The organism is Natronorubrum marinum (assembly GCF_052040125.1).
Classification (GTDB): Archaea; Halobacteriota; Halobacteria; order Halobacteriales; family Natrialbaceae; genus Natronorubrum.
In genome coordinates this window covers 240,289-261,918 of the sequence record NZ_JBPPFV010000004.1, presented here as the reverse complement: position 1 = coordinate 261,918, position 21,630 = coordinate 240,289, and the positions used below count along the sequence as shown (strand labels likewise).

Below are 21,630 nucleotides of genomic sequence, written 5' to 3'. Positions count from 1 at the left end.
GATATTGTCCGTCAATCGGCTGTGAGGACGATCGACTATATCACGAAATCACCCTTTCAGGGCCGTGAAATGTGTCTACAATATCGTTTGGTTCAAGTGACGTACTGTGAAGTCGGTGTCAGTGAGCGGCTCCGGTCAAGGCATCGCCGATATTATAAACAGTATACTATTTGTGAAAGCATCACAAACACGACCCGGTTCGATTTGTACCCCATGAGGAGCGTTGGATCAGTGCGCTCCCATTTCGATTCCCGCCGCTGTTCAAGAAACTACTTTTCACTGCGGACGTAGTTTCCAGGCAAGACGGGCGAGAGGCCCCGAATCGCTGGGTCAGGAGGGAACGTTCACCCAGGGGTGTGCGAAGTACGCCGAGGACGTCCACGAGGTCCTTGAGTCGATCGCATTCGAACCGAATCTGTCGAGTGATTCTCACCCTCGGTTGAGACGGGGAGCAAGACGGAGCAGCGCACTCGAGACTGCGTCGAGGGGTCACTCGCCCCTTCTGGCCGGGAGACGGCGCTGCAGATAATGTGAATCGGCGTGGAGCACCGTGTCGCGCGCTCTACTGTCGTATCGAGTATCAGGATACCGTCGCCCACGGACTGATCAGCCAGCGTGCGATCGGGTATACCGTTGCGATGAGCCGTGTCACAGTGAGACCGCTGCTCGAGCCGCGATGGTCGGTCGCTATCGCGGCAGTGCGTAAGCAAGTAGTTCGATCGGGGTCGGCGGCTCCGCCCTGTCGAGATCGCTGCCGGCCAGCGCGCTCTCGGCGGGAACGGGCCCGACGCGCTTGTCACCGAGTTGGGTCCGACAGGAGGTCCCCGGCGCGGTGACGACGGTTGCCTCGCTGTCGTCGATTTGGTCGACTAAGATGTCGCCGATCGACTGGCTCAGCGAGTAGTGTTCGGCCTCGTAGCCAAAGGAGCCGGCCATCCCACAACAGCCCGAGTCCAACGGATCGACGGCGTAGCCGGCGCGCCGAAGGACGCCGACCGCGTGATGGTCTTTCTTCGTGGCCTTCTGGTGGCAGTGACCGTGGTAGGCGAGCGAATCGGACGGCGCCGCCCAGTCGACGTTCGCGTCGAGTCGATACGTGTCGAGGTACTCGGAGACGCCGTAGGCGTTCGTCGCCACCGACTCGACGCCAGTGCCGCCGAGCAGGTCGAGCGCGTCGGACTGGAACATCACTGCGTCGGAGGGTTCGGCGAGGACCACGTCCCAGCCGTCCTCGACGCGGGGCGCGAGTTCGGCGACGTTCGCCCGCATCGTCTCACGAGCCTTGTCGACGAACCCCTTCGAGAGCGGCGGCCGACCGCTGTCGGTCCGTCGAGCGACGTCGACGTGGACGCCAGCGGCCTCGAGGACGCGGATCGTCGCCTTGCCAACGTCGGGGTGGCTGTAGTTCGTGTAGGTGTCTACGAAGAAGACCGCCTTCCGCTCGGCTTCGGCTTCGGGAACGCGAGAGCCCCCGCGGGCCTCGAACCAGTCCTGAACGGTCTCGCGGTGGAACTCGGGGAGCGATCGTTCGCGGGCGATTCCCACCGTCTTCTCGCCGATAAGGCCGGTGCCGGGTAACGACTGTACGAGGTTCGAGAGGGGAGCCAGCGCGCTGCCCAGCGGTGCGAGCCGGTCGAAGTTCGCGAAGAGTTTATCCCGGAGGCTCGCGCCGTATTTCTGGTGGCGTTCGTGCATGACCTCGGTCTTGAGCTTAGCCATGTCGACTTCGCTCGGGCAGTCCCGCGCACAGCCCTTACAGCCGATACAGAGGTCGAGTACCTCCTCGACGAACTCGTCGTCGGTCGGGTCGTCGGGCAACTCGCCGCTCATCGCGTTCCGGAGGAGATTCGCGCGGCCGCGAGTGGCGGTGACTTCCTCCTCGGCTGCGCGGTAGGTCGGACACATCACGCCGCCGGTGGTCTCCTGGTCGCCCCGGCAGCCGCCACAGCCGTGACAGAGTTCGACCATTCCCCGCATGCCGTTCTCGTTGTCCCAGTTGAGCGCGGGATCGAACCCGGCGTCGTGGCTGTAGTCGCTGTCGTACCGGAGGTTCTCCGTCATGTCGTGGTCGCCACAGACGTTTCCGGGGTTGAGCAGCCAGTCGGGGTCGAACGCCGTCTTTAGTTCGCGAAACGTCTCCCAGAGCTCCTCGCCGTAGAGCTTGCGGTTCCACTGGGTCCGGGCGCGGCCGTCGCCGTGTTCGCCCGAGACGGAGCCGCCGAACTCGACGACCATGTCGGTCACTTCGTCGGCGATTTCGACCATGTCCGCGCGGTCCTCGGCCGCCTTGGTGTTCACCAGTGGGCGAACGTGGAGGACGCCCGGTCCCGCGTGGGCGTAGAACGCCGCATCGACGGCTCGACCTTTCTCGACGAGCAGCGACTGGAACCGTTCGACGAACTCGGGCAGATGTGTCGGCGGGATCGCACAGTCCTCCATGAAGGAGATGTGCTTCTCGTCGGAGGTCCGCGAGAGGAGAATCGGGAGACCCGCCTTGCGTAGCTTCCAGAACTGCTCGCGGTCGGCCTCGGCGTGGGCCTCGAGCCCCTCGAAGGCGAAGGTTTCGTCGACGTCCGTTGGACCGTCGGACGAGGCGACCGCGCTTTCAGTTCCGGGCACGCGGTCGGAGAGGAGGCCAGCGGTCTGTTCTCGGCCGTGTTCGTCGTCGTCGGCGTAGAACTCGATCAGCAGCGCCGCTTCAGCGTCCGCTGGGACGAGAGACGCGACCTCCTCGAAGTCCGCCGTGTTTCGTGCCAGTCCGATGAGCACGTCGTCGATGAGTTCCACTGCCGCCGGATCGTGCTCGAGGACGTACTGAACGTCCGTCACGGCCTCGAGAACGCTCTCGTAGAACAGCAGGGAGACGGCCTTCGTTTCCGGGACTGGCTCGAGAGAGACCTCGGCTTCGGTAACGACGGCGAGGGTTCCCTCGCTGCCCGCGAGCAGGCGTGCGAGGTTTACGGTGCCGGTTTCGGCCTCCTCGATGAGCATATCGAGGTTGTAGCCGGAGACGTTTCGCTTCAGGTTCGGGAAGCGATCGCGGACCGCGTCGGCCTCGTCGTCGATGATGCGGACGACTTCGGCGGAAACGCGCTCAAGGAGGTTGCCGTCGGGGTCGGCCCGTGCTCGGAGCTCGTCGACGTCGATCTCGCCGAGGGTGGCGACGGTCCCGTCGGCGAGGACGACCTCGCAGGTCTCGATGTAGGCGTCAGTCTTCCCATAGATCAGCGAGTGAGCGCCCGTCGAATTGTTCCCAATCGCGCCACCGATTACGCTGCGGTTCCCCGCGGCCGGATCGGGGGCGAACTTCAGCCCGTTGCTGGCGAGGGTCTCGTTGAGTTTTTCGAGGACGACTCCCGGTTGGACGTGTGCTCGTCTCTCGTCCGGATCAATCGAGACGATGTCGTCCATGTGGCGAGTGAAATCGAGGACGACGGCCTCGTTGACCGCTTGTCCGGCGAGGCTCGTACCGCCGCCCCGCGGGAGGACGGGAATTTCGCGTTCGGCGCAGTAGGAAACGACGCTCGCGACGTCTTTGGTCGTCGTCGGGAAGACGACGCCGATCGGCGTCTCCTGGTACGCGCTGGCGTCGGTCGCGTACAGCTGACGAGTATACGTGTCGAACCGGACGTCGCCTGCGATCCTGTTCCGGAGGTCGGCAACCAGTTTCGGCCGCTCGATGTCGTCCGAAACGTAGTCGTAGCCGGCCCGTTCGTCAGTCGACGGCCTGGTATCGGTTTCCTCGATCGACGTGGGGGGAGTCGCAGTCATAACTGGATTAGTTCGTGGCTGTGGTGGGTCCCGTGGGTATCTCTACGGGGTCGCGTTCGGGGGCTCGATCCGATCCGTTGAAATCGCGTCACAGTCTCCGGTTCGCAAAACGGACAAGTAACGTTGACGTTTTCTCCTGCGTCCGCGAGCGGTTCACGACTCCCGTTAGACCCGCCTTCGCATCTGGCTCTCGGACGGACCGTTCCGAACGGACCGGCAGGGAGCGAGACGGCGGCCTCGAAAGCGAGCGGTGGTGTTCGGTTGGTGTGGTGTTCGGGTGACGGGGTTACCGGCCGACGGTACGAGCAGCCATCTGTGAGGGTTACTTGAATGCTGACTGGCATACTATCCCCTGTTGTAATCTAACTCGAAACCTACTGTGACGGCACATCGATATCATTTGGAGGGTATTACATCCAGTGTCCCACCGTTCGGCAGTAACTTTATCACACCTGCGAACTCGTTTTGGAACACCAACGCATGAGCTTCACGCGCACCTGGACCGTTCGATTTTCGGACACTGATCCGTTTGGTATCGCCCACTATCCGCGGATGATCGACGCGATCCACGAGACGTCGGATATGTGTATGGACGAGATCGGATGGCCCTACTGGGAACTCAACGATCGATACGGCCTGGGGTTGCCCCTCGTATCGATGGACTTCGACTTCACGAGTCAGGTCAACGGCGGCGACGAGGTCGAAATCGAACTGGACGCGACCGTCGGCGACTCGAGCATCGAGTTCAACTATCGAGCAACACACGAGAGCGACGTCGTCTTCGAGGGGACCGAATACCGCGTCTGCGTTCCGCTCGACGGGGACAGCGGCATCGAAGTGCCCGACGACCTGCGCAAATCACTGGAGAGTATTTGATACAACTGTCGTTAGTACCACTCTACGGAGCAACTGCGACCGACCTGTGGTTGCGTCGAGAACGGCGTACAACAATACATATCACACTGATTTCACAGCCCGCGCTCGCATCGTACGATTCGATCTACAGGCGGAGCAGGCCGAGTGCCTGGTCACCCGGAAATCGGTGTTCCGTGATTGTACGAATCGATGATTCACAAAGGGCTCTATTCGTAGCGGCCCCATCGCCTTCCTGCTGGTACTCTGTGTTCTCTAGGAGCACTGTGAGGACCGCCACCGTTCGCTCCTCGAGAACGGGCCAGTTGCGAGACAGTAAATCCTGGGAATTAATACTATCCCTACACAAATTCGGATCGAAAGACGAATCGGTCGTGCAGAACGACAGGATACGACACAAACCGCGATATCCATGACAACAATATTAGTCAGCATCGACACGGACGTTACACGAGCGAAAGAACAAGTCGACTCGATTACCAGTTTACCATTGCAGACGGATGAGACGGATCTCGTTCTCTATCACGTCTTTCGAGCGGACGGCGAGGAGGCCGACGCGAGGAATCTCAAGTCGGTTTCCGTGGCTGTCGACTGCTTTGAGGAGGCGGGCTTCGACGTCGAAATCCGCCAATCAAGCGGTGACGCTGTTCGAAATATTCTGGACGAGGCCGAGTCGATCGACGCCGACGTGATCAGCCTCGCCGGGCGAAAGCGCTCGCCGACCGGAAAAGCGCTGTTCGGCAGCGTTGCACAGGATGTTATCCTGAGATCGGACCGTACGGTGCTGCTCGACACGACCGACAACTGAGACGGATTACGGTACGTCATTTCCGGCGCCAACGTGACCGTTCTGGGACTGTACCTGTACATCGTCACAGCAGACGATATGACGGGCCGTCCGTTTTTTCGTGGGACTACACTACGCCGAGCAGTTGCTCTCGAGGGTGCCGATCGCCGACGGAAACTTCTCTAGCCCGTTTGTTGCGTTCGCTTACGGTTGATACCGTTCCTGTCGCAACGATTCGGTTCGTCTCAGCGTGGTCCATCTGTATTGACGGTTGTACTATTGTAAAAATTCGACGAACGTGGGATGTTCCTCTCTCATATCGATGGGTTTGCAACTAATATGGCCGATAATGTTACAAACATTTACTAAATTGGTATTATAACGGCCTTTGTAACCTACAGGTCTCCTATATCGGTAACTGTAACCTCACCTGGACAGGAACTACGGAGTATACAGCAGTGCAGCCGGACAAAAACCGTCACTGTCGATAGTACTGCTCCCTTACCTGTTTGCCGCTCGCGCCCCACCGAGATATCGCCGGTAGACGTACCGTGTGCGGATCTATTCGTGTGACGTATTGAGTGCCTTGCCAACTATTGGCTCGATATCACGGTACCAAACGCGTGTGGTGAACGGAATCATTCAACCTGTGGAGGTAGCGCACCGTCAACTGGATACTATCCCTCTCTCGTCCCCGTCGTGTTCTGCGGACATCGCCAGTTAGTTCGCTGTGAGGAAACGCAGGTGTTGCCGACGAAAGTCGATGGCGAACGGCTGACGCGAACTCGACCGTTAGCCCGCGAGAATTCTCACCCCCACGCGGGTATCGTGGATTTCGGGCCGTTACGGTGCCGTCGGCATCCACATCTGCTGTGTTCTCGTCTCGAGCATGTTTGAATACTTCGAGCGATCATCACTACCGTTGAATGTAATACAAAATTCTCTTCTATCGATTTTTGTAACCTAATGCCCCATGAACAGTGGACGACCACAACTACTATGATACCGTGGTCCATCACTCCCGACAATGAGCGGCGATACGAACGACAAACCAGCCCTAGTTGCAGGCGCCGGGCCAGTCGGCATGACGGCAGCACTCGCATTGAACGCGCGCGGAATCGAGACGGCGATTCTCGAGGCCGAACCCGAAGATCGGGATCGGGACGGGAGTCGTGCGATCTACGTCCATGGCGCGACGCTTCGAACGTTCGAACGGATCTGCCCCGGACTTGGAACAGACCTCGTCGATGAGGGTCTCGTCTGGCCGACTCGCCGGACCCTCTACAAAGGAAAGGAGGTATTCAACCGAACCTACGATTCGCCGGGTGGCTCGGGTGACATTCCCCACTTCACTAGCGTTCCACAGGTCGTCACCGAACAGTACATGCACGAGGCACTCGAGGACGCCGGTATCGAGATCCACTGGGAGTCCGAGGTCGTTTCGGTCGATTCCTCGCCTGACGGCGTCACCGTCGAGACCGGTGACGGTCGCGAGTGGGAAACGGAGTACCTGATCGGCGCCGACGGCGGCGGCTCGAACGTCCGAAAGGAAATCGGCGCGAATTTCGAGGGTGATCAGTCCGAGAACGCCTTCATCATCGCCGACGTCGAGGACGAAGCGATCGACGACGGCCACCCCGATCTCGAGCGGATGTTCCACTACGACGCGCCCGAGGCCGACGGCCGAAACGTCTTGCTCGTTCCGTTCACCGGTGGCTGGCGCCTCGACATCCAGTGTATCGGGGATGACGATCCCGAGGTACTCAGTAGCGAAGAGCAGATGCGGGAATTCGTTCGGGACATCATGGGCGAAGAGTACGAGGACAAGCTGAAGTGGGTCTCGACCTATCACTTCCTCCAGGTGATGGCCGACACGTTCGTCGACGAGCACCGCCGAGTGCTGCTCGCCGGCGAGGCAGCCCACCTGCTCGCGCCGTTTGGCGCCCGCGGGATGAACTCCGGCGTCCCCGACGCCGACGAGGCCGCTTCGGCCATTTCCGTGGCCCTCGACGCCGAGACGGAGGGCGTCGCACACAACGAGATTGAACTGTTCGCCGCGCGCCGCGAGAAAGCCGCCGAGTACAACCTCAGTGCGGCCGGACAGGCCCTGGAATATCTCCAGGGTGACGATCCAGAGACGGTACTCCGGAAGGAAGTCGCGGCCGAGCTGTCTGACTACTTTGAGGTCGCCGGAGAGTGGCTCGACGACGCGCCGTACGGCCCCCACGAAGCGCCGCCGATCGTCTCGACCGGTAACTACTGAGCATCCGCTCGGTTCGGCTTTTTCGTCGTGCTTTCGAGGAGCGTTCGCGGTCTTCGCGTCGCTCGAGACATTGATCCGAACAGCAGTCGCTTACACGTCGCTCGATCGAGCGGCGAATACGAGCGCCTCGAGCAGCAGATCTAGTCGTGTCTCGGTTCTCGAAAGCGCCGACCGAACGACGCGTCTATTCGGACTGCGCCGCGCGGAGACGCACAAAAAGCGAGTACGGCTCAGACCAATTGCAGTCGCTTGGCAACCCAGTGATCACGAGCGGCGAACACGAACGCCTCCTCGTCGTCGAAGTCGGTCGATTCGGCGACGAACTCGTCCCACTCGCCGTGGGAGACCGTCTCGAGTTCGTCGATCGAGCCGACCTCGCTAGGACTGGCCGCGACCAGTTCGTCGAAGGTTTCGAACTCTGTCCGCGCCTGCACGAACGCGTCGTCGAACACATCCTCGATGGGGATTTCCTCGCCCTCGTCGTAGACGTCGGCGGCAGATGGCAGGTCGTTTCGCTTCGCTGCGACCGCTTCGAGGTCTCGTTCTAGTACCATACTCACAGTCTGTAGCGCGAACACCTAAATCCATTCCCTTTTGGTCAGTCCTCCCCTATCAAAAGATTCCAATTGTCGGCTGCTTTCGGTTGAACGAAGGACGCGACGTCGACTCGATCACCGACGGCAACGAGACCACACGAGCCGATCTGCCCCTGTAGGCCCACAGTAGGGGTCTGCGTGCGACAGGGAACCGCTCGACTTCGTGCTCCAACACACTTATGCTGATTCTTGCAGTTGTAACACCTATGGCACAACAGGAGCCCGAAGAGGGTATCGAACTGACTTCGGAGACCCGGAGTATCCTCGAGGAGAACAACCTCCGGCCGCTGTGGGAGGTCGAAGACGACTTCGGAAACACCTACGACGATCTCGAGCCGGACATCTGGAAGTGGGAAGACATCAAGCGGGCGATCGACAACGTCGAGGAGGACATGCCGATCGAGGAACTACCGCCGGGGTTCCAGCGGCGAGTCGCGGTTCCGATCAACACGGGAATGGACAACGCCATCTCGAACACGATCTATCTCGGCGTCCAGACCGTTTCGCCGGGTGAGACGGCGCCCTCCCACCGCCACGGGGCCAACGCCCTGCGCTTTACCATCGACGGCCACGAGGAGATGAAGACCGTCGTCGCGGGCGAGGAGTTCCCGATGGAGAACAACGACCTCATCACGACGCCACAGTGGGAGTGGCACGATCATGTCAACGACTCCGACGAGACCGCGATGTGGCTCGACGTGCTGGACCTGCCGCTGATCTTGGACTCGCTGAACTCCTCGAACGTCTTCGAGAACCACGAACTCGAGCGCCAGCCGGTCACGAAGACCCAGGGCTACTGGGATTCCCAATTCGGACAGGCCCGTCCCGCCAACGAACCGAAAGGTGACGGGATTCCGGGGCCGTTCGAGGGGATCCGCGATCCGACCCCGCCCTACCGCTTCGGCTGGGACGAGACCCTCGAGACGCTGCGCCAGCGCGCTGACAACACCACGCCGGACCCGTACGACGGCTATAGTATGGCGTACGTCAACCCGGCGAACGGCCAGGCGCCGCTGTTCCCGACGATGTCGTTCCGAGCGCAGCTCCTGCAGGAAGCCACCGAGACGCACTTCCACAATGCCACGGAGGTCTACTTCGTCATCGAGGGCGAGGGTGCCACCCACGTCGGCGACGAGACCCTCGAGTGGGGACAGTGGGACATTTTCGTGGTCCCGCCGAACGAACTCCACAGCCACCAGCCGGACGGCGAGGAAGCGATCCTCTTGGGCATGACCGACCGACCCGTGTTCGAGGCGTTCAACTTCTACGCCGAATCCGCGCCAAACGAGTAGCGACTGACGGCGGCGGTCGCACGGCCGCGGTCCGTTTTTCGATGGACTCGGGCTCGAGCGGTGACTGCGCGTCCCAGTCGCGCTCCCGATAGTGGTTTTCGTTTCCCGTCTCGTGCTCGAGCCACCGACCCCCGAGATCACCGGTATGGGGAATCCTTTATTGGTCGGCGGACGTACCGTACGCGTATGGCAGAGTTCGAGAATCCGTACGCGGAGCACAGTCCGTTCGTTCGGGCACACTTCGACTGTCTGGACTGCGGCGGCAAACTCTGGGAGTACGCGATGGACCAGCAGATGGTGTGTGAGGACTGTCGCAACGTCTTCGACTCGGACACCGTCTTCGACGATCAGATCGCCGCCAACGACTGATACGGTCTGCTGTAAGTCGTTACCGGAGCGACCGCGATCCGTCCTGCGGTTGCTCCGGTAAAACGTTACAGCAAACCGTATGACGATCGGACCGACTGATCGCTTTCCGTTATCGGTCCGAGGACAGCCTACCAAACTGTGGAGGCGATGCGAGGCCGTTCCGATCGCAATCCCTCACTATTGTTCGAGCGTGCGAGATCGAGAGAGGATGTTTTATGTGGTCGGATCGCAGTGGGTCTACCATGCGACTCGTTAGATTCAACGACGATCGGCTCGGACTCCTGGCCAACGACGACGGCATCATCGACGTGACCGACGACCTCGGTCTCGAGACGAACGACCCGCTCAAAGAATACGCCCGCAAGGACTTAGACGCCAGCGAGTACGAAAGCGAGGACGCTGACTACGACCGCGAGGAGGTCACCATCGAGTCTCCTGTCCGCCGCCCCGGCAAGGTCATCGCGGCGCCGCTGAACTACGAGAACCACGTCGAAGAGGCCCTGGCCGACAAGGACATCGTGACCGAGGAGTGGTTCACCATCGAGGACAAGGGGTACTTCCTCAAAGCTCCCTCGAGCGTCGCCGGCCCTGAGGACGGCATCGAACTCCCCTTCAACGACCGACGGGTCGACCACGAGATCGAACTCGGCTTCGTCATGGGCGAGGACGTCAAGGACATCGACGCCGACGACGTCTGGGACGCTATTCTCGGCTACACGATCCTGCTCGACGTCTCCGTTCGCGGCGACCAGGATCGCTCGAACCGCAAGTCCTACGACACGTTCACCATCATCGGCCCCTGCGTCACGACCCCCGACGAGTTCGACGATCCCCACGACCTCGAAATGGAGCTCCAACTCAACGGCGAGACTCAGCAACGAGAGAACACCGGCGGCATGATCTACAGCTGCGCCGACATCGTTGAGTACGCCTCGATCGGCGCGACGATCGAAGCCGGGGACGTCATCACCACCGGGACGCCGGAAGGCGTCAGCGCGATCGAGGGTGGCGACACCATCGACGCCGAGATCGAGGACGTCGGCGCGATGACCGTCGATGTCACGGAACGCGACCTCGCCTTCGAGGACGTCGACGTTCGGAAGAGCCAGAAAGACGACTGAGAACCACCCAGCGACACCGTATCTACCGTGATTTTCTGCGACCACAACGACACCGGAACTCCGCGAACGGGACGACACCGAAAGCCGACGCTCAGTGACTCAGTCCTCGAACGAGACGAGCGCGTCGAGCGCGACCGCTCGATCCGACTCCGCCAGTAGCGGGTTGATCTCGATCTCACGGATTTCCTCGTTGTTGGACAGGATCTCGCCGACGGTGACGATCGCCTCGGCGATGGCCTCCCGATCGACCGCCGGAGAGCCGCGATAGCCGTCGAACAGCGGCGAGGCCTCGAGTTCGCGGGTCATCGCGACGGCCTCGGCGGTCGAGATCGGCGCGATCCGGTGGCTCGTGTCCTGGAGGACCTCGACGGTAATCCCGCCAAGGCCGACGAGAACGGTCGGGCCGAACGACGGATCTCGCGTGCCGCCGACGATCACCTCGAGCCCGGCCTCGAGGTCGGCAGCTTCTTCGACGAACACCGCGGCGTCGATCCCCTCGCGGTCGGCCGCCTCGAAGATGTCCACCGCGGCCGTCCGAACCTCGTCGGGGGTCGTGAGGTTCACGTTCACGCCGACGCCGCTCCCCCACTCGCTCTTGTGCTGGACCGACGGTGCGGAGACCTTTGCGACGACCGGGTAGCCGATTCGCTCGGCGGCCTCGACCGCCTCTTCGGACGACGCGACCGTCTCGCCGTCCGGAACGGAGAGCCCGCGACTGGCGAGTAACTCCTTCGCTTCGGCTTCTGTCAGCGCGGAGCGCTGCTCGTCGCGGGCGGCCTCGAGAGCGTCAGTCATCGACGGTCACCTCCTCGCCCGCAAGGGCCGCGTCGGGCCCCGCGTTGCGCTTGGCGTACTGGACGAGCGCGCTGACCGCGTCCGCCCCGCGTTCAGGCGCCGTGAAGGTCGGGATTCCGAGCGCCTCGAGTTCGGCGAGTTCGTCGCGGATGACGTCCTCTGGGCCGCCGCTGGCGAAGACGATCGGTTTGTCGACTTCCTCGGCGAGCCCCTCGAGGGCCTCGATCGGATAGCCGAGTCCGCCCTCGTACAGTTCGTAGACCAGCACGATGTCGATGTTGTCGTCGCGAGCGACGGCGGCGACGACGTCGCCGAACTCCGGCATCGGGCGTCCCGTATCAACTGGGTTCGCCGAGAACGTGATTCCGGGGAGGATCTCTTCGACGATTGCTTGGGTCTCCTCGGTCAGCGACGGGAGCGTCGCGCCGGCGGCCTTGAGGCGGTCGGTGATCGCGATTCCCGGCCCGGCCTGGGCGGTGACGACGCCGACGTTCGGTCCGTCTGGACGCGGCGAGTTGGCCAGCGCCGTCCCCGCATCGAGCAGTTCCGTCGACGAACGGACCGTGGGCACGCCGTACTGGGCGAATCCTGCTTCGTACAGTTCGTACTCGCCCGTGAGTGCCCCGGTGTGTGACTCCGCGAAATCGCCGACATCCTGCTCGCCGACGTTGTAGGCGACGACCGGCGTCTCGACGCGCCGGCAGGTCTCGAGGAGACTGCGCCCCTCGTCGGTCCCCTCGACGTGGAGGACGATCGAGTCGGTCTTCGCGTCGCCGTCGAAGTACTCGATCGCCTCCTCGAAGCCGACGTTCGCGCGGTTGCCGAGGCCGACCATCGCGGAGACGCCGACCCCCTCGTTTTCCGCCTGGAACGCGATGGCGTAGGCGAGCCCGCCGCTCTGGGCGATGACAGCGACGTTCCCGGCGGGAATGCTGTCGACGTCGGTCGCGAACGTCGCGAAGAGGTTCTCCTCCGGAACCAGGAAGCCGCTCGTGTTCGGCCCGAGCAGGGCAACGTCCCCCTCGGTCGCAGCTTCGATGAGTCGCCCCTCGAGTTCCTGGCCCTCCGGCCCCGCTTCGCCGAAGCCGCCGGCGAAGATGACCGCGCCGCCGATGCCCGCTTCGCCGCAGTCTTCGATGACGTCCGGGACGACCGGTGCCGGCACGCAACACAGCGCCAGGTCGACCTCGCCGTCGATCTCGGTCACCGAGGAGACGAACTCCCGGCCGAAGACGCTGCCGGACGCCGACGGGTTAACCGGGTACACCGGGCCGTCGAATTCGACCGCGTTTTGCATGGCTTCGTAGCCGATCTTTCCGGCCGTTTCGGAGGCTCCGACAACCGCGATACCCCTGGGATCGAACAAGTCAGTTACCGACATACCGGCTATTGGGTAAACTGGGTGAAAGCGTTTTCCACTGGCGGGAACCGAACACCGAGAACGACGACCGGACTCGCTATCCGCGACGGAAGGCGTCCGTTACGTGGTCACTCTTGAGGAGTTCGTCACCGGTCTCGGACGTAACGATCCGATCGTTCTCGAGCAGGTATACCCTATCGGCGATCTAGAGGGCTCTGTCGACGTGTTGTTCGACCAGCAGGCGGGGGAATCGTCGCTGATCGTTTCGATCTTCTTGAGGCGACACCGGACGGTACGAATCACTCTCGAACGACCACTATTGATGTACTGCGATGTGGTAGGGCAACTCGTGTCCGATCCATCCATACCGTCGCGAACGCGACTCGAACGTAGGGGTCACGGGTTGTGGGTCCACGTCCAACCGATATTTCTGGTTCCGGGAGCCGCGATGTCAGTGTTCGGCGCGGCGCTTGCGACTGATATCTCGCTCTCGAGTGGAGCGATCCACGCGTTCGCTGTCTGTCTGGCCGTCTACGTCGCCCACTTGAAAGACGGCTACGTCGACTACTATGTCCGCGGCGAAGACGAGGGAAACCACCTCGAGCCACGGGAGATCCGTCTCGCGATCGCCGTAGCGACGATCCTGTTCGGCCTCTGTTTCGGATTCCTCTGGCAGTTCGGTGGGCCGGTCGCAGCCGTCGCCACGGCACCGTTGCTCATGCTTGGCTACTTCCATGCGCCGCAACTGGACACCCATCCGCTCACCGTCACCGTCGATTACCCACTCGGAATCTGCCTCGCGACAGTCGGCGGCTACGCGACCCAGACCGGGACAATCAGCGGCACGGTCCTCGCCGTCTGTCTTACGCTATTTTTTCTGCTGGCTGCAATCAACATCATGCTCGACCGGCTCGACTACGATCACGATCGACGGCTGGCAAAGCGAACGCTTCCGGTCGTTTTCGACCCGACTCGAGCCCAGCGAATCGCCTGGGGACTGATTGGTGCTTGTCTGGTCGTTCTACTCGTCTCGAGTGTGTTCGGACTGCTGCCGACCGTCGCTGCACTCGCCGGGGTCGTCCCAGGGGTCGTCACGCTCGGCTGTCTCGTCAGGCCGCCCGATCCGAATCGCCTCGTCGCGATGTTCATCGGTGTGACCTACGTCTTCGCCACGATACTGTTCATCGCGATTCGCATCTCCGGCTGAGGGTTCCAATCGGTCCGATCGGCCGATTCGCGACGGGATACCGTCCTGTTTCCTGAGCAGCAAACGGTTCTCTCACGAAGAACAGGAGCTCTGTGAACAGGGTGCATACTCTCTCTCGTGTTCGATCCAGTCACAATGATCGCGGTTTCGTCCACGAAATATCAAAAGTGACTAACATGTGTTCGCTACCAAGAAACGAATCGCTCGCGACACCCGCCGCTGACCGACGTTTGGCGACACCGGTTTCGAGTCGCAGCCCACGCTCGAGTTGCCCAGTGGCACTCAATATGAGATCAACTCGATCTCGAATCGAACGGGTAGGGACCGGCAGTCAGTACGCAATTGGTTTCACGATGGCTGTACGGTCAGCATATCGCAAAATCAATGGTCCCGTTCGCTGGCGGGACTGAACCAGTGGGTTTCCTTTTAGTGAACGTTTGTCGCTCGTGATCGTTTCCGGTAATGGATCCCCCAATACGACGGTATCACCTCGAGTCACGTGCCGTACCGATACTTGATCGTAATCGAATCGATCGTCCCCTGGAGTTCCTGTCGGAGCGTGGTCTGATACGTCTCGTCCTGGATTCGCCCCGTCGGCCCCGCGATACCGACTGCACCCTTGAGTTCGGCGTCGATCTCGATCGGTGCCCCGATTAGCCCCATTCCCTTGACCTGTTGATCCCAGTCGACTGCGTACCCCTGCTCCCGGATCGAGTCGAGTTCGGTTCGTAACCGCTCCTCGTCGGTGACCGTCTTCTCTGTCAACGGCGTGAGCCCGTGGATCTCGATGATTTCGTCCGTCCGCTCCGGTGGAAGGTTGGCGAGAATCGCTTTCCCGGTTGCGTTCGAGTGCAACGGCGTGATCATCCCCGAGTAGATGCCCAGTTCGAGCGATCGGTCGCCAGTTTCCTTGTGGAGGATTACCGACTGGCCAGCTTCCTCGATGACCAGGGTGATGAGTTCGCCCGTCTCCATTGCGAGTTCGCGGAGTTTCGGCTCTGCTGCCTGAAAGAGGCTGTTACGGTGTTTGATTCGCGATCCCGTCGCCAAGAACTGGTGGCTGAGCCGGTACTCGCCGCCGTCGTTGACGACGTAGCCAGTCTCCTCGAGCGTGTGGAGATAGACGTGAGCCGTGCTCTTCGGGATGTCCATCCGCGTCGCGACCTCCGACGGGCCGGCGCCGTTTACTTCCCAGAGAACAGTCAGTACGTCGAACGCCCGGAGCACCGATGACATCGGGGGTGTTGCGTCGGTCATACCGGAATGTCGCCGTCCCGATACTTAAACTGTCCGATTATATCAGACGATATCTTGGAACCACCTACGAACCAAACCGGACTTCTCTCCGCCGTTGGTTGATCTCTCGGGTGATCTGCGATGGGTCTCCGTTCGTTCCACCGTCGATTACAATAGTACCACTGTAATCAATCCGAAGCGGCAGCCGGAATCTGAGCGTGTCTGAGACGGTGTCTACTACTAGTAGACGAATACAGCGGTCGTCATCGACTGGCATTGCATGTCCGGTCACTCGATGGGAGACGATGACGAACGAATGTGGTGCGTGAACGACCAGCATGAGCGGATTCGCGGATCGACGGAAGAGGATTCGCCAGTGTGATCGACCATCGGTCGGTGACCAACCAGTCATCAACCGGTCACTGAACGGGACCAGGCCCTGTAGGGTACGGTTTGATCAGCCACAAACCGGCCCACGACACGTCGGACCATCGGTACGGCAGCCGGTAGGAAACGCCAATCTACTATGGACAGACGGAATTCGAAAACGAGAGTGGAGCGTGACGGCGGACGGGAACCGGACTGATACGGGCAGGTATACCGGTCACCCGACGCGATCGCAGAACAGTCACAGTCGCACCAAAATCGACCTCCAACGCTTCGTGGCTCCGTCTGACGGGGGCTGAGCCGAACCCCCCGTCAGCCACCGATGTACGATTCGACGAGTTCGTCCGACTGGAGCTCCGCCGTCGTTCCGGATCGCTGTACTGTTCCGTTCTCGAGGAGCGTGAGTCGGTCGGCGTGTTCGAGGGCGAACGTGAGGTTTTGCTCACAGAGGAGGATCGTGACGTCGAGTTCCTGAATCGACGTTAGAGCCTCGCTGATGTCGTCGAGAACGACCGGCGCCAGCCCGATCGACGGTTCGTCTAAAACGAGAAACTCCGGATCGCTCATTAGGCCACGGCCGAGCGACAGCATCTGTTGTTCGCCGCCGCTCAGACTCTCTGCTTCCTGTGACCGGCGCTCTTCGAGTCGCGGGAACAGCTCGAAGACCTCCTCGAGTCGCTCGCTTTCGCCCTCGTTGTTGAGATACGAGCCGAGCCGGAGGTTCTGTTCGACGGACATCTGGCCGAACAGGTCCCGTCGCTCAGTGCAGTAGAACAGCCCGTTTTCGATCAGCGTCGGCGTGTCCGTCTCGGAGACCTCGAGGCCCCGGTAGGTGATCGAGCCCTCGTAATCGAGGAAGCCGCCGATGGTGTCGACCAGCGTCGACTTGCCCGCACCGTTCGGTCCGATGACGCCGATCGTCTCACCGGACGGGACGTCGAGGTCGACGCCCTCGAGTGCCGTCACCTTCCCGTAGGAGACGGAGAGATTCGAAACCGAGAGCATCGATTCGCGCGAGTCGTCCGCCATTTAAATCTCACCTCCGAGGTAGGCCTCCTGGACGGTCGGATCGTCGCGGATCTCCGCCGGCGTCCCCTCGGCAATCTTCTCGCCGAAGGAGATGACGATAACGCGGTCGACGAGGTCGAGCAGCCCGTGCATGTTGTGGTCGATCACGACCAGCGTCATCCCATCCTCGCGGAGCGAGGTGAACAGGCCGGCAGTGCGGTCGATTTCGTCGGACGTGAGTCCGGCGAACGGCTCGTCGACCAACAGCAAATCCGGATCGGTTCCGAGTGCCCGTCCGATCTCGAGCCGGAGCATTCCGGCGTGGGGAAGTTCGTCGGGCGTCTGGTCGACCACGTCGCCCAGTCCGACCTGCTCGCAGATCTCTCGGGCTCGCTGTTCCGTGTCGGCGCGGAAATCCTGCAGCGAGAACAACGAGTTAGGCATCTGTGAGAGCGCGATGTTCTCCAGTACCGTTCGGTCGTTCAGCGGGCGGAACGTCTGGTAGGTTCGTGCGATCCCCTTCTCGACGAGGGCGTGCTGTGGGACGCCGGTGACGTTCTCGTCGCGGTAGTATATCTCGCCGTCCGTCGGTGCCATCGTCCCGGAGACGCAGTCGAACGTGGTCGACTTTCCGGCGCCGTTTGGACCGATGAATCCGAGTATCTCTCGCTCGCTGACGCTAAAGGAGAGGTTGTCTACCGCGGTAACGTTTCCGAACTGTTTCGTGACATCCTCGAGTCGGAGGATGTCGGTCGTCTGTGCTTCGTCACGGGGGGATTGTGTTGTATGCGTGCTCATGCGTGTTCCTCCGTCGATTACGATGGCGATTCCGAACGCCGGGTTCGTCGTTCGAGTACGTCACGACTCCACTCGGTGAGCCACGGGAGCGCCCCCTTCGGCAGGAAAAAGAGGACGAGTAGCGCGATTCCGAAGAATAGCGCCATCGAGATGTGCCCGACCGTGACGTCGAGGACGGGAATCGTCAGGGAACTGGTCTGGAGCGCGTCCCGGGCGAAGTAGTAGACGATCCCCGCGGCGGCGGGACCGGTGATCGTTCCCATGCCGCCGAGGATACTGACCAGAACGACCTCGATGCTCACGACGATACTGAGGATTTCACCAGGATTGGGCTCCCCGGCAGTGTGAACGAACGCGGCGCCCGCCAGCCCGCCGACCGTGCCGCTCATCGTGAACGCGAACACCTTGAACTTCGCCGCGTTGATGCCGACGGACCGGACCGCGTCTTCGTCCTCGTGGATCGCTGTGAAGATCGATCCGACGTACGACCGCGTGAACGCGTAAAAGAGCGCATAGATTGCCAGAAAAAGCGCCAGTGCGAGATAGTAGTAGACGATCGTCTCGTGGACGAACACCGTTTCGAAGCCGATCGTCGAGAGGATCTCGATGGGCCCGTCGACCGAGACCAGGCCCGCCGGACTCGGAAGTCCCGCGTCGCCACCCAACGTTCCGGGGAAGATGTTGACGATCTGGACGAGCACGAGCGGTGCGATCAGCGTGATGAGCGCCAGATACGGTCCCTCGAGGCGGAGTGCCGGAAATCCGACGGCGAGTCCTGCGATGCCCGCGGCGATCGTTCCGGCGAGAATCGCCAGCACTGGTGTGAGACCGAGTTCAAGATTGAGCACCGCTGCAGTGTAGCCACCGACCCCGAAGAACATGCTGTGCCCGAAGCTCAACTGTCCCGTGTAGCCGGAGACGTAGTCCCAACTCATCGCGAACATCCCGAGGAACAGCGCCGCGGTGAGCTGTCTAAGCGTGAGTATCGGGAGGAGAAACGGCGCTGCAATGAGCCCGACGAAGCAAACAATGCCGACGATGTACCGTGGTTCGAGGTCTACCTGTGTCATGTGTTCACTTAATCTTCGACAGTATGTGTCTTGCGCGCCATTATATATGTTTCTACCACGCTCGATCCTTGCTTATAAGTATCACGTCCGGGCGCCGCGCGACCGGAGCGACCGTCGTCAGCCTTGACGTCGGTACACAACACCACCGATAGTTTTATTTACCATTGGAAACACTCGGTTCATATGCGTGGTAATCAAAGGCATATCACAGGTGCTCCTGGGAAACTGAACAGACGGCAGTTCGTCGGCCTCGCCGGAATCGGCGCGACCACCTCACTCGCCGGCTGTATCGGCGGGATGGGGGATAGCGACGACGACGACGAAATCAAGATCGGGCTGCTCGCGTACGACCCCGGGAGTGCTCCCCAGGGGACCGCACAGCAGCAGGCTGCCGAGTTGGCCGTCAGCGATCTCAACGATGACGGTGGCGTCCTTGACGAGGACGTGGAGTTGCTCGTCGCGGACACGCAGGGGAGTTCCTCGACCGCCTCGGATCGGTATCTCGAGTTCGTCGTCGAGGAGAACGTCGACGTAACGGCGGGCGTGTTCGTCACGGAGGTGATGACCGCCCTCATGTCCGAAATCGCCGACCACCAGACGGTTCACATGAGCGGCGGCCACACTTCGCCGACGATCGCCGAGATGCTCGCGGACGACTACGAGCAGTACAAGTATCAGTTCCGTCCGTACGGGAACGCGACCCGCTGGATCGCGTCGATCTCGGATCTCGCCGCGCACATGCAAGAGGAGGGACGATGGGATCGGGTCGCCGTGCTCTGCGAGGAGTTCGAGTGGACCCAGTCGTTCACGAACGCTCTCCCCGACCTGCTCGAAGACGTCGGCCTCGAGGTCGTCTACAACGAGCGGTATCCGGCCGATACGGAGAACTTCACCCCGCTGTTCGACAACATCGAGGGCGAGGACGCGGACGCCGTCGTGATGGCACAGGCCCACAGTGCGGGGCCGGCGATGATCCAGTGGCGAGACGAGGAACGTGAGTTCTCGATATGCGGTCAGATCTCCCAGATCGTCGATCCGGGTTCCTACGAAGCGTTCGACGGCGACAACCAGTACGCAATCAGTAACGCGCCCGCGGTCCACACTGCAAATCTCTCCGAGTCCACGACCGCATTCGCGGAGCGGTACAACGACGAGTTCGACGTCTATCCGAACGATGCCTTCTCGTACGCGACCTACGACGGGATCATGATGTGGGCCGAGGTCGTCGAAGAGGTGGGAACGACGGACGCTGAAGAAGTCGTCCCGGCGCTGGCTGACGCCTCCTACGTGGGGACGCGTGGTCGGATCGAGTTCAACGATGAGGATCACGAGTATCCACACGACGCGAAATTCGGGGAGGACTACCTTCGGCGAATCAACTTCCAGTGGCAGGAGGAAGACGACGGCGAGGGGCTTCAGCAGGTCATCCACCCCGAGGAGTTGGCGACCTCGGAGTACCAAGAGCCTGAGTGGTTCTGAGCCATGGTCGATATCGTCGGCATCGCCGCCAACACGATCATCCTCGGCTCGCTGTACGCGCTCATCGCGGTCGGGTTTACCCTCGTCTTCGGCGTCGCTGGCCAGGCGAACCTCGCACACGGTGCGACGATTACGATCGGGGCCTTTACCGCCTGGTTCGTCGCCGGACTGGGCGGTGGGGTCTGGATCGGACTGCTCGCGGGTACCGTCGCCGGCGCGATCTTCCACGTCGTGCTCTACGGGGTCTTCGTCAGGCACATCGACGATCCGATAAACGTGTTGATACTGACGCTGCTGGCGTGGTTCGTCATCGAGTACTCGTTTCGGGCCGGTATCGGCTCCGAGCCGCGATCAGTCCCGTCGCTCCTCAGCGGAAGCACGTCGATCGGCAGCGTCTCGCTCCTGTACAACAACCTGCTGATATTCGTCCTCTCGTGGGTGTTTATCGGCGCGCTGTTCGTCTTCGTCAACCACACGAAGCGCGGACAGGCGATTATCGCCACGAGCATGAACGAGAAGGGCGCCGCACTGGTCGGCATCAAGACCGGCGACATCACGCTGCTGACCTGGGGCGTCGCCGGACTGCTCGCCGGCTCCGCCGGCGTACTCTACGGCTCGTTCCGCGCCGCCTCCTACGACATGGGGATGACGCCCCTCGTCCTCGCGTTCGCGATCGTCATCCTCGGCGGCATCGGCTCGATTCGAGGCAGCCTCGTCGCGGCGTACATCATCGGTTTCCTCGAGGTATTTACTACCTCGGCCATATCGCCGCGACTCAGCGGGATGACCGCGCTACTGGTCGTCGTCGTCGTATTGCTGGTCAGACCGACCGGGCTCTACGGCCGGGAGCTGCCGGCCTGAGATCGGCACCTCTCCTCGTATTGGGTCCTGAACTGCACCGCTTTCTTTCGTTGCAGTCTTTGGAATCACGGATACCGCATTTCACGATGTCGTACTGGAATGTCTCCTCCCGATACACCGTACGATTTTGATGATCATCACAAAATATATGTGTTGGTCAACCATCACTACCGCATGTTGACGGTGGTTACTCGTAAGCAGAACCGTGGCGCGTCCCGAAGATCAGTCCTTCGCGGACTCGGTATCGCCGGATCAGCGCTTGCACTGTCGGCTGGAACTGTGGCGGGAAAGCCAGCGACGCCCGCAAACGGAATCGAAACGTGCGAAAATCTCACGTTCGCTGAACGTCCTGAAGTT

The 21,630-nt window shown here is 61.4% G+C and carries 17 protein-coding genes; 9 read left to right on the top strand and 8 right to left on the bottom strand.

Translation table 11 applies throughout. The features are described 5' to 3' along the window. Positions 1–687: 687 nt before the first annotated feature. Entirely contained in the window at positions 688–3,771 is a 3,084-nt protein-coding gene (locus ACSFC5_RS21145; RefSeq protein ID WP_440767192.1) for an FAD-binding and (Fe-S)-binding domain-containing protein, read from the bottom strand. 480 nt (positions 3,772–4,251) lie between these two features. Between ACSFC5_RS21145 and ACSFC5_RS21140 the strand changes: the two genes are divergently transcribed. The 3 genes from ACSFC5_RS21140 to ACSFC5_RS21130 all read left to right on the top strand — a co-directional run bounded on the left by ACSFC5_RS21140 (position 4,252) and on the right by ACSFC5_RS21130 (position 7,694). Further along, complete coding sequence (locus tag ACSFC5_RS21140) at positions 4,252–4,647, top strand: acyl-CoA thioesterase (protein WP_440767191.1); 396 nt, start codon at positions 4,252–4,254, stop codon at positions 4,645–4,647. 487 nt (positions 4,648–5,134) lie between these two features. Next, complete coding sequence (locus ACSFC5_RS21135; protein WP_440767190.1) at positions 5,135–5,452, top strand: universal stress protein; 318 nt, start codon at positions 5,135–5,137, stop codon at positions 5,450–5,452. A 1,006-nt stretch (positions 5,453–6,458) separates the two neighbouring features. Further along, positions 6,459–7,694 (top strand): FAD-dependent monooxygenase, encoded by a 1,236-nt coding sequence (locus tag ACSFC5_RS21130; RefSeq protein WP_440767189.1) that lies wholly within the window; start codon positions 6,459–6,461, stop codon positions 7,692–7,694. 230 nt (positions 7,695–7,924) lie between these two features. Here the strand turns inward: ACSFC5_RS21130 and ACSFC5_RS21125 are convergent, their stop codons facing one another. Then, entirely contained in the window at positions 7,925–8,248 is a 324-nt protein-coding gene (locus ACSFC5_RS21125; protein ID WP_440767188.1) for a hypothetical protein, read from the bottom strand. A 248-nt stretch (positions 8,249–8,496) separates the two neighbouring features. On the opposite strand from ACSFC5_RS21125, the gene ACSFC5_RS21120 reads away from it, so the two are divergent. From ACSFC5_RS21120 to ACSFC5_RS21110, 3 genes are all read left to right on the top strand, one after another. Continuing rightward, positions 8,497–9,582, top strand: a complete 1,086-nt coding sequence (locus ACSFC5_RS21120) for a cupin domain-containing protein (RefSeq protein ID WP_440767187.1) — start codon at positions 8,497–8,499, stop codon at positions 9,580–9,582. 186 nt (positions 9,583–9,768) lie between these two features. After that, entirely contained in the window at positions 9,769–9,951 is a 183-nt protein-coding gene (locus tag ACSFC5_RS21115; RefSeq protein ID WP_090309853.1) for a hypothetical protein, read from the top strand. Between the two features lie 242 nt (positions 9,952–10,193). Continuing rightward, entirely contained in the window at positions 10,194–11,072 is an 879-nt protein-coding gene (locus ACSFC5_RS21110) for a fumarylacetoacetate hydrolase family protein (protein WP_440767186.1), read from the top strand. Between the two features lie 99 nt (positions 11,073–11,171). On the opposite strand, the gene ACSFC5_RS21105 is transcribed toward ACSFC5_RS21110, so the two are convergent. Beyond that, positions 11,172–11,867, bottom strand: a complete 696-nt coding sequence (locus ACSFC5_RS21105) for an acetate--CoA ligase family protein (RefSeq protein WP_440767185.1) — start codon at positions 11,865–11,867, stop codon at positions 11,172–11,174. Continuing rightward, positions 11,860–13,248: an acetate--CoA ligase family protein gene (locus ACSFC5_RS21100; protein WP_440767184.1), complete on the bottom strand. Its 1,389-nt coding sequence runs from the start codon at positions 13,246–13,248 to the stop codon at positions 11,860–11,862. The genes ACSFC5_RS21105 and ACSFC5_RS21100 overlap by 8 nt, the downstream gene beginning before the upstream one ends. Before the next feature lie 427 nt (positions 13,249–13,675). Here ACSFC5_RS21100 and ACSFC5_RS21095 point away from each other — a divergent pair, with 427 nt between their 5' ends. After that, positions 13,676–14,434: a UbiA family prenyltransferase gene (locus tag ACSFC5_RS21095; RefSeq protein WP_440767183.1), complete on the top strand. Its 759-nt coding sequence runs from the start codon at positions 13,676–13,678 to the stop codon at positions 14,432–14,434. Positions 14,435–14,929: 495 nt separating this feature from the next. On the opposite strand, the gene ACSFC5_RS21090 is transcribed toward ACSFC5_RS21095, so the two are convergent. From ACSFC5_RS21090 to ACSFC5_RS21075, 4 genes are all read right to left on the bottom strand, one after another. Then, positions 14,930–15,691, bottom strand: coding sequence for an IclR family transcriptional regulator (locus tag ACSFC5_RS21090; protein WP_440767182.1), 762 nt, complete (start codon positions 15,689–15,691; stop codon positions 14,930–14,932). 678 nt (positions 15,692–16,369) lie between these two features. Then, on the bottom strand, positions 16,370–17,086 hold the full coding sequence (locus tag ACSFC5_RS21085) for an ABC transporter ATP-binding protein (protein WP_440767181.1): 717 nt from the start codon (positions 17,084–17,086) through the stop codon (positions 16,370–16,372). Next, positions 17,087–17,863, bottom strand: a complete 777-nt coding sequence (locus ACSFC5_RS21080; protein WP_440767180.1) for an ABC transporter ATP-binding protein — start codon at positions 17,861–17,863, stop codon at positions 17,087–17,089. Positions 17,864–17,880: 17 nt separating this feature from the next. After that, positions 17,881–18,933: a branched-chain amino acid ABC transporter permease gene (locus ACSFC5_RS21075; RefSeq protein ID WP_440767179.1), complete on the bottom strand. Its 1,053-nt coding sequence runs from the start codon at positions 18,931–18,933 to the stop codon at positions 17,881–17,883. A gap of 183 nt (positions 18,934–19,116) precedes the next feature. On the opposite strand from ACSFC5_RS21075, the gene ACSFC5_RS21070 reads away from it, so the two are divergent. Together ACSFC5_RS21070 and ACSFC5_RS21065 are read left to right on the top strand one after the other, a co-directional pair. Further along, entirely contained in the window at positions 19,117–20,412 is a 1,296-nt protein-coding gene (locus ACSFC5_RS21070; RefSeq protein ID WP_440767178.1) for an ABC transporter substrate-binding protein, read from the top strand. Between the two features lie 3 nt (positions 20,413–20,415). Beyond that, positions 20,416–21,273: a branched-chain amino acid ABC transporter permease gene (locus tag ACSFC5_RS21065; protein ID WP_440767177.1), complete on the top strand. Its 858-nt coding sequence runs from the start codon at positions 20,416–20,418 to the stop codon at positions 21,271–21,273. Positions 21,274–21,630: the final 357 nt, after the last annotated feature.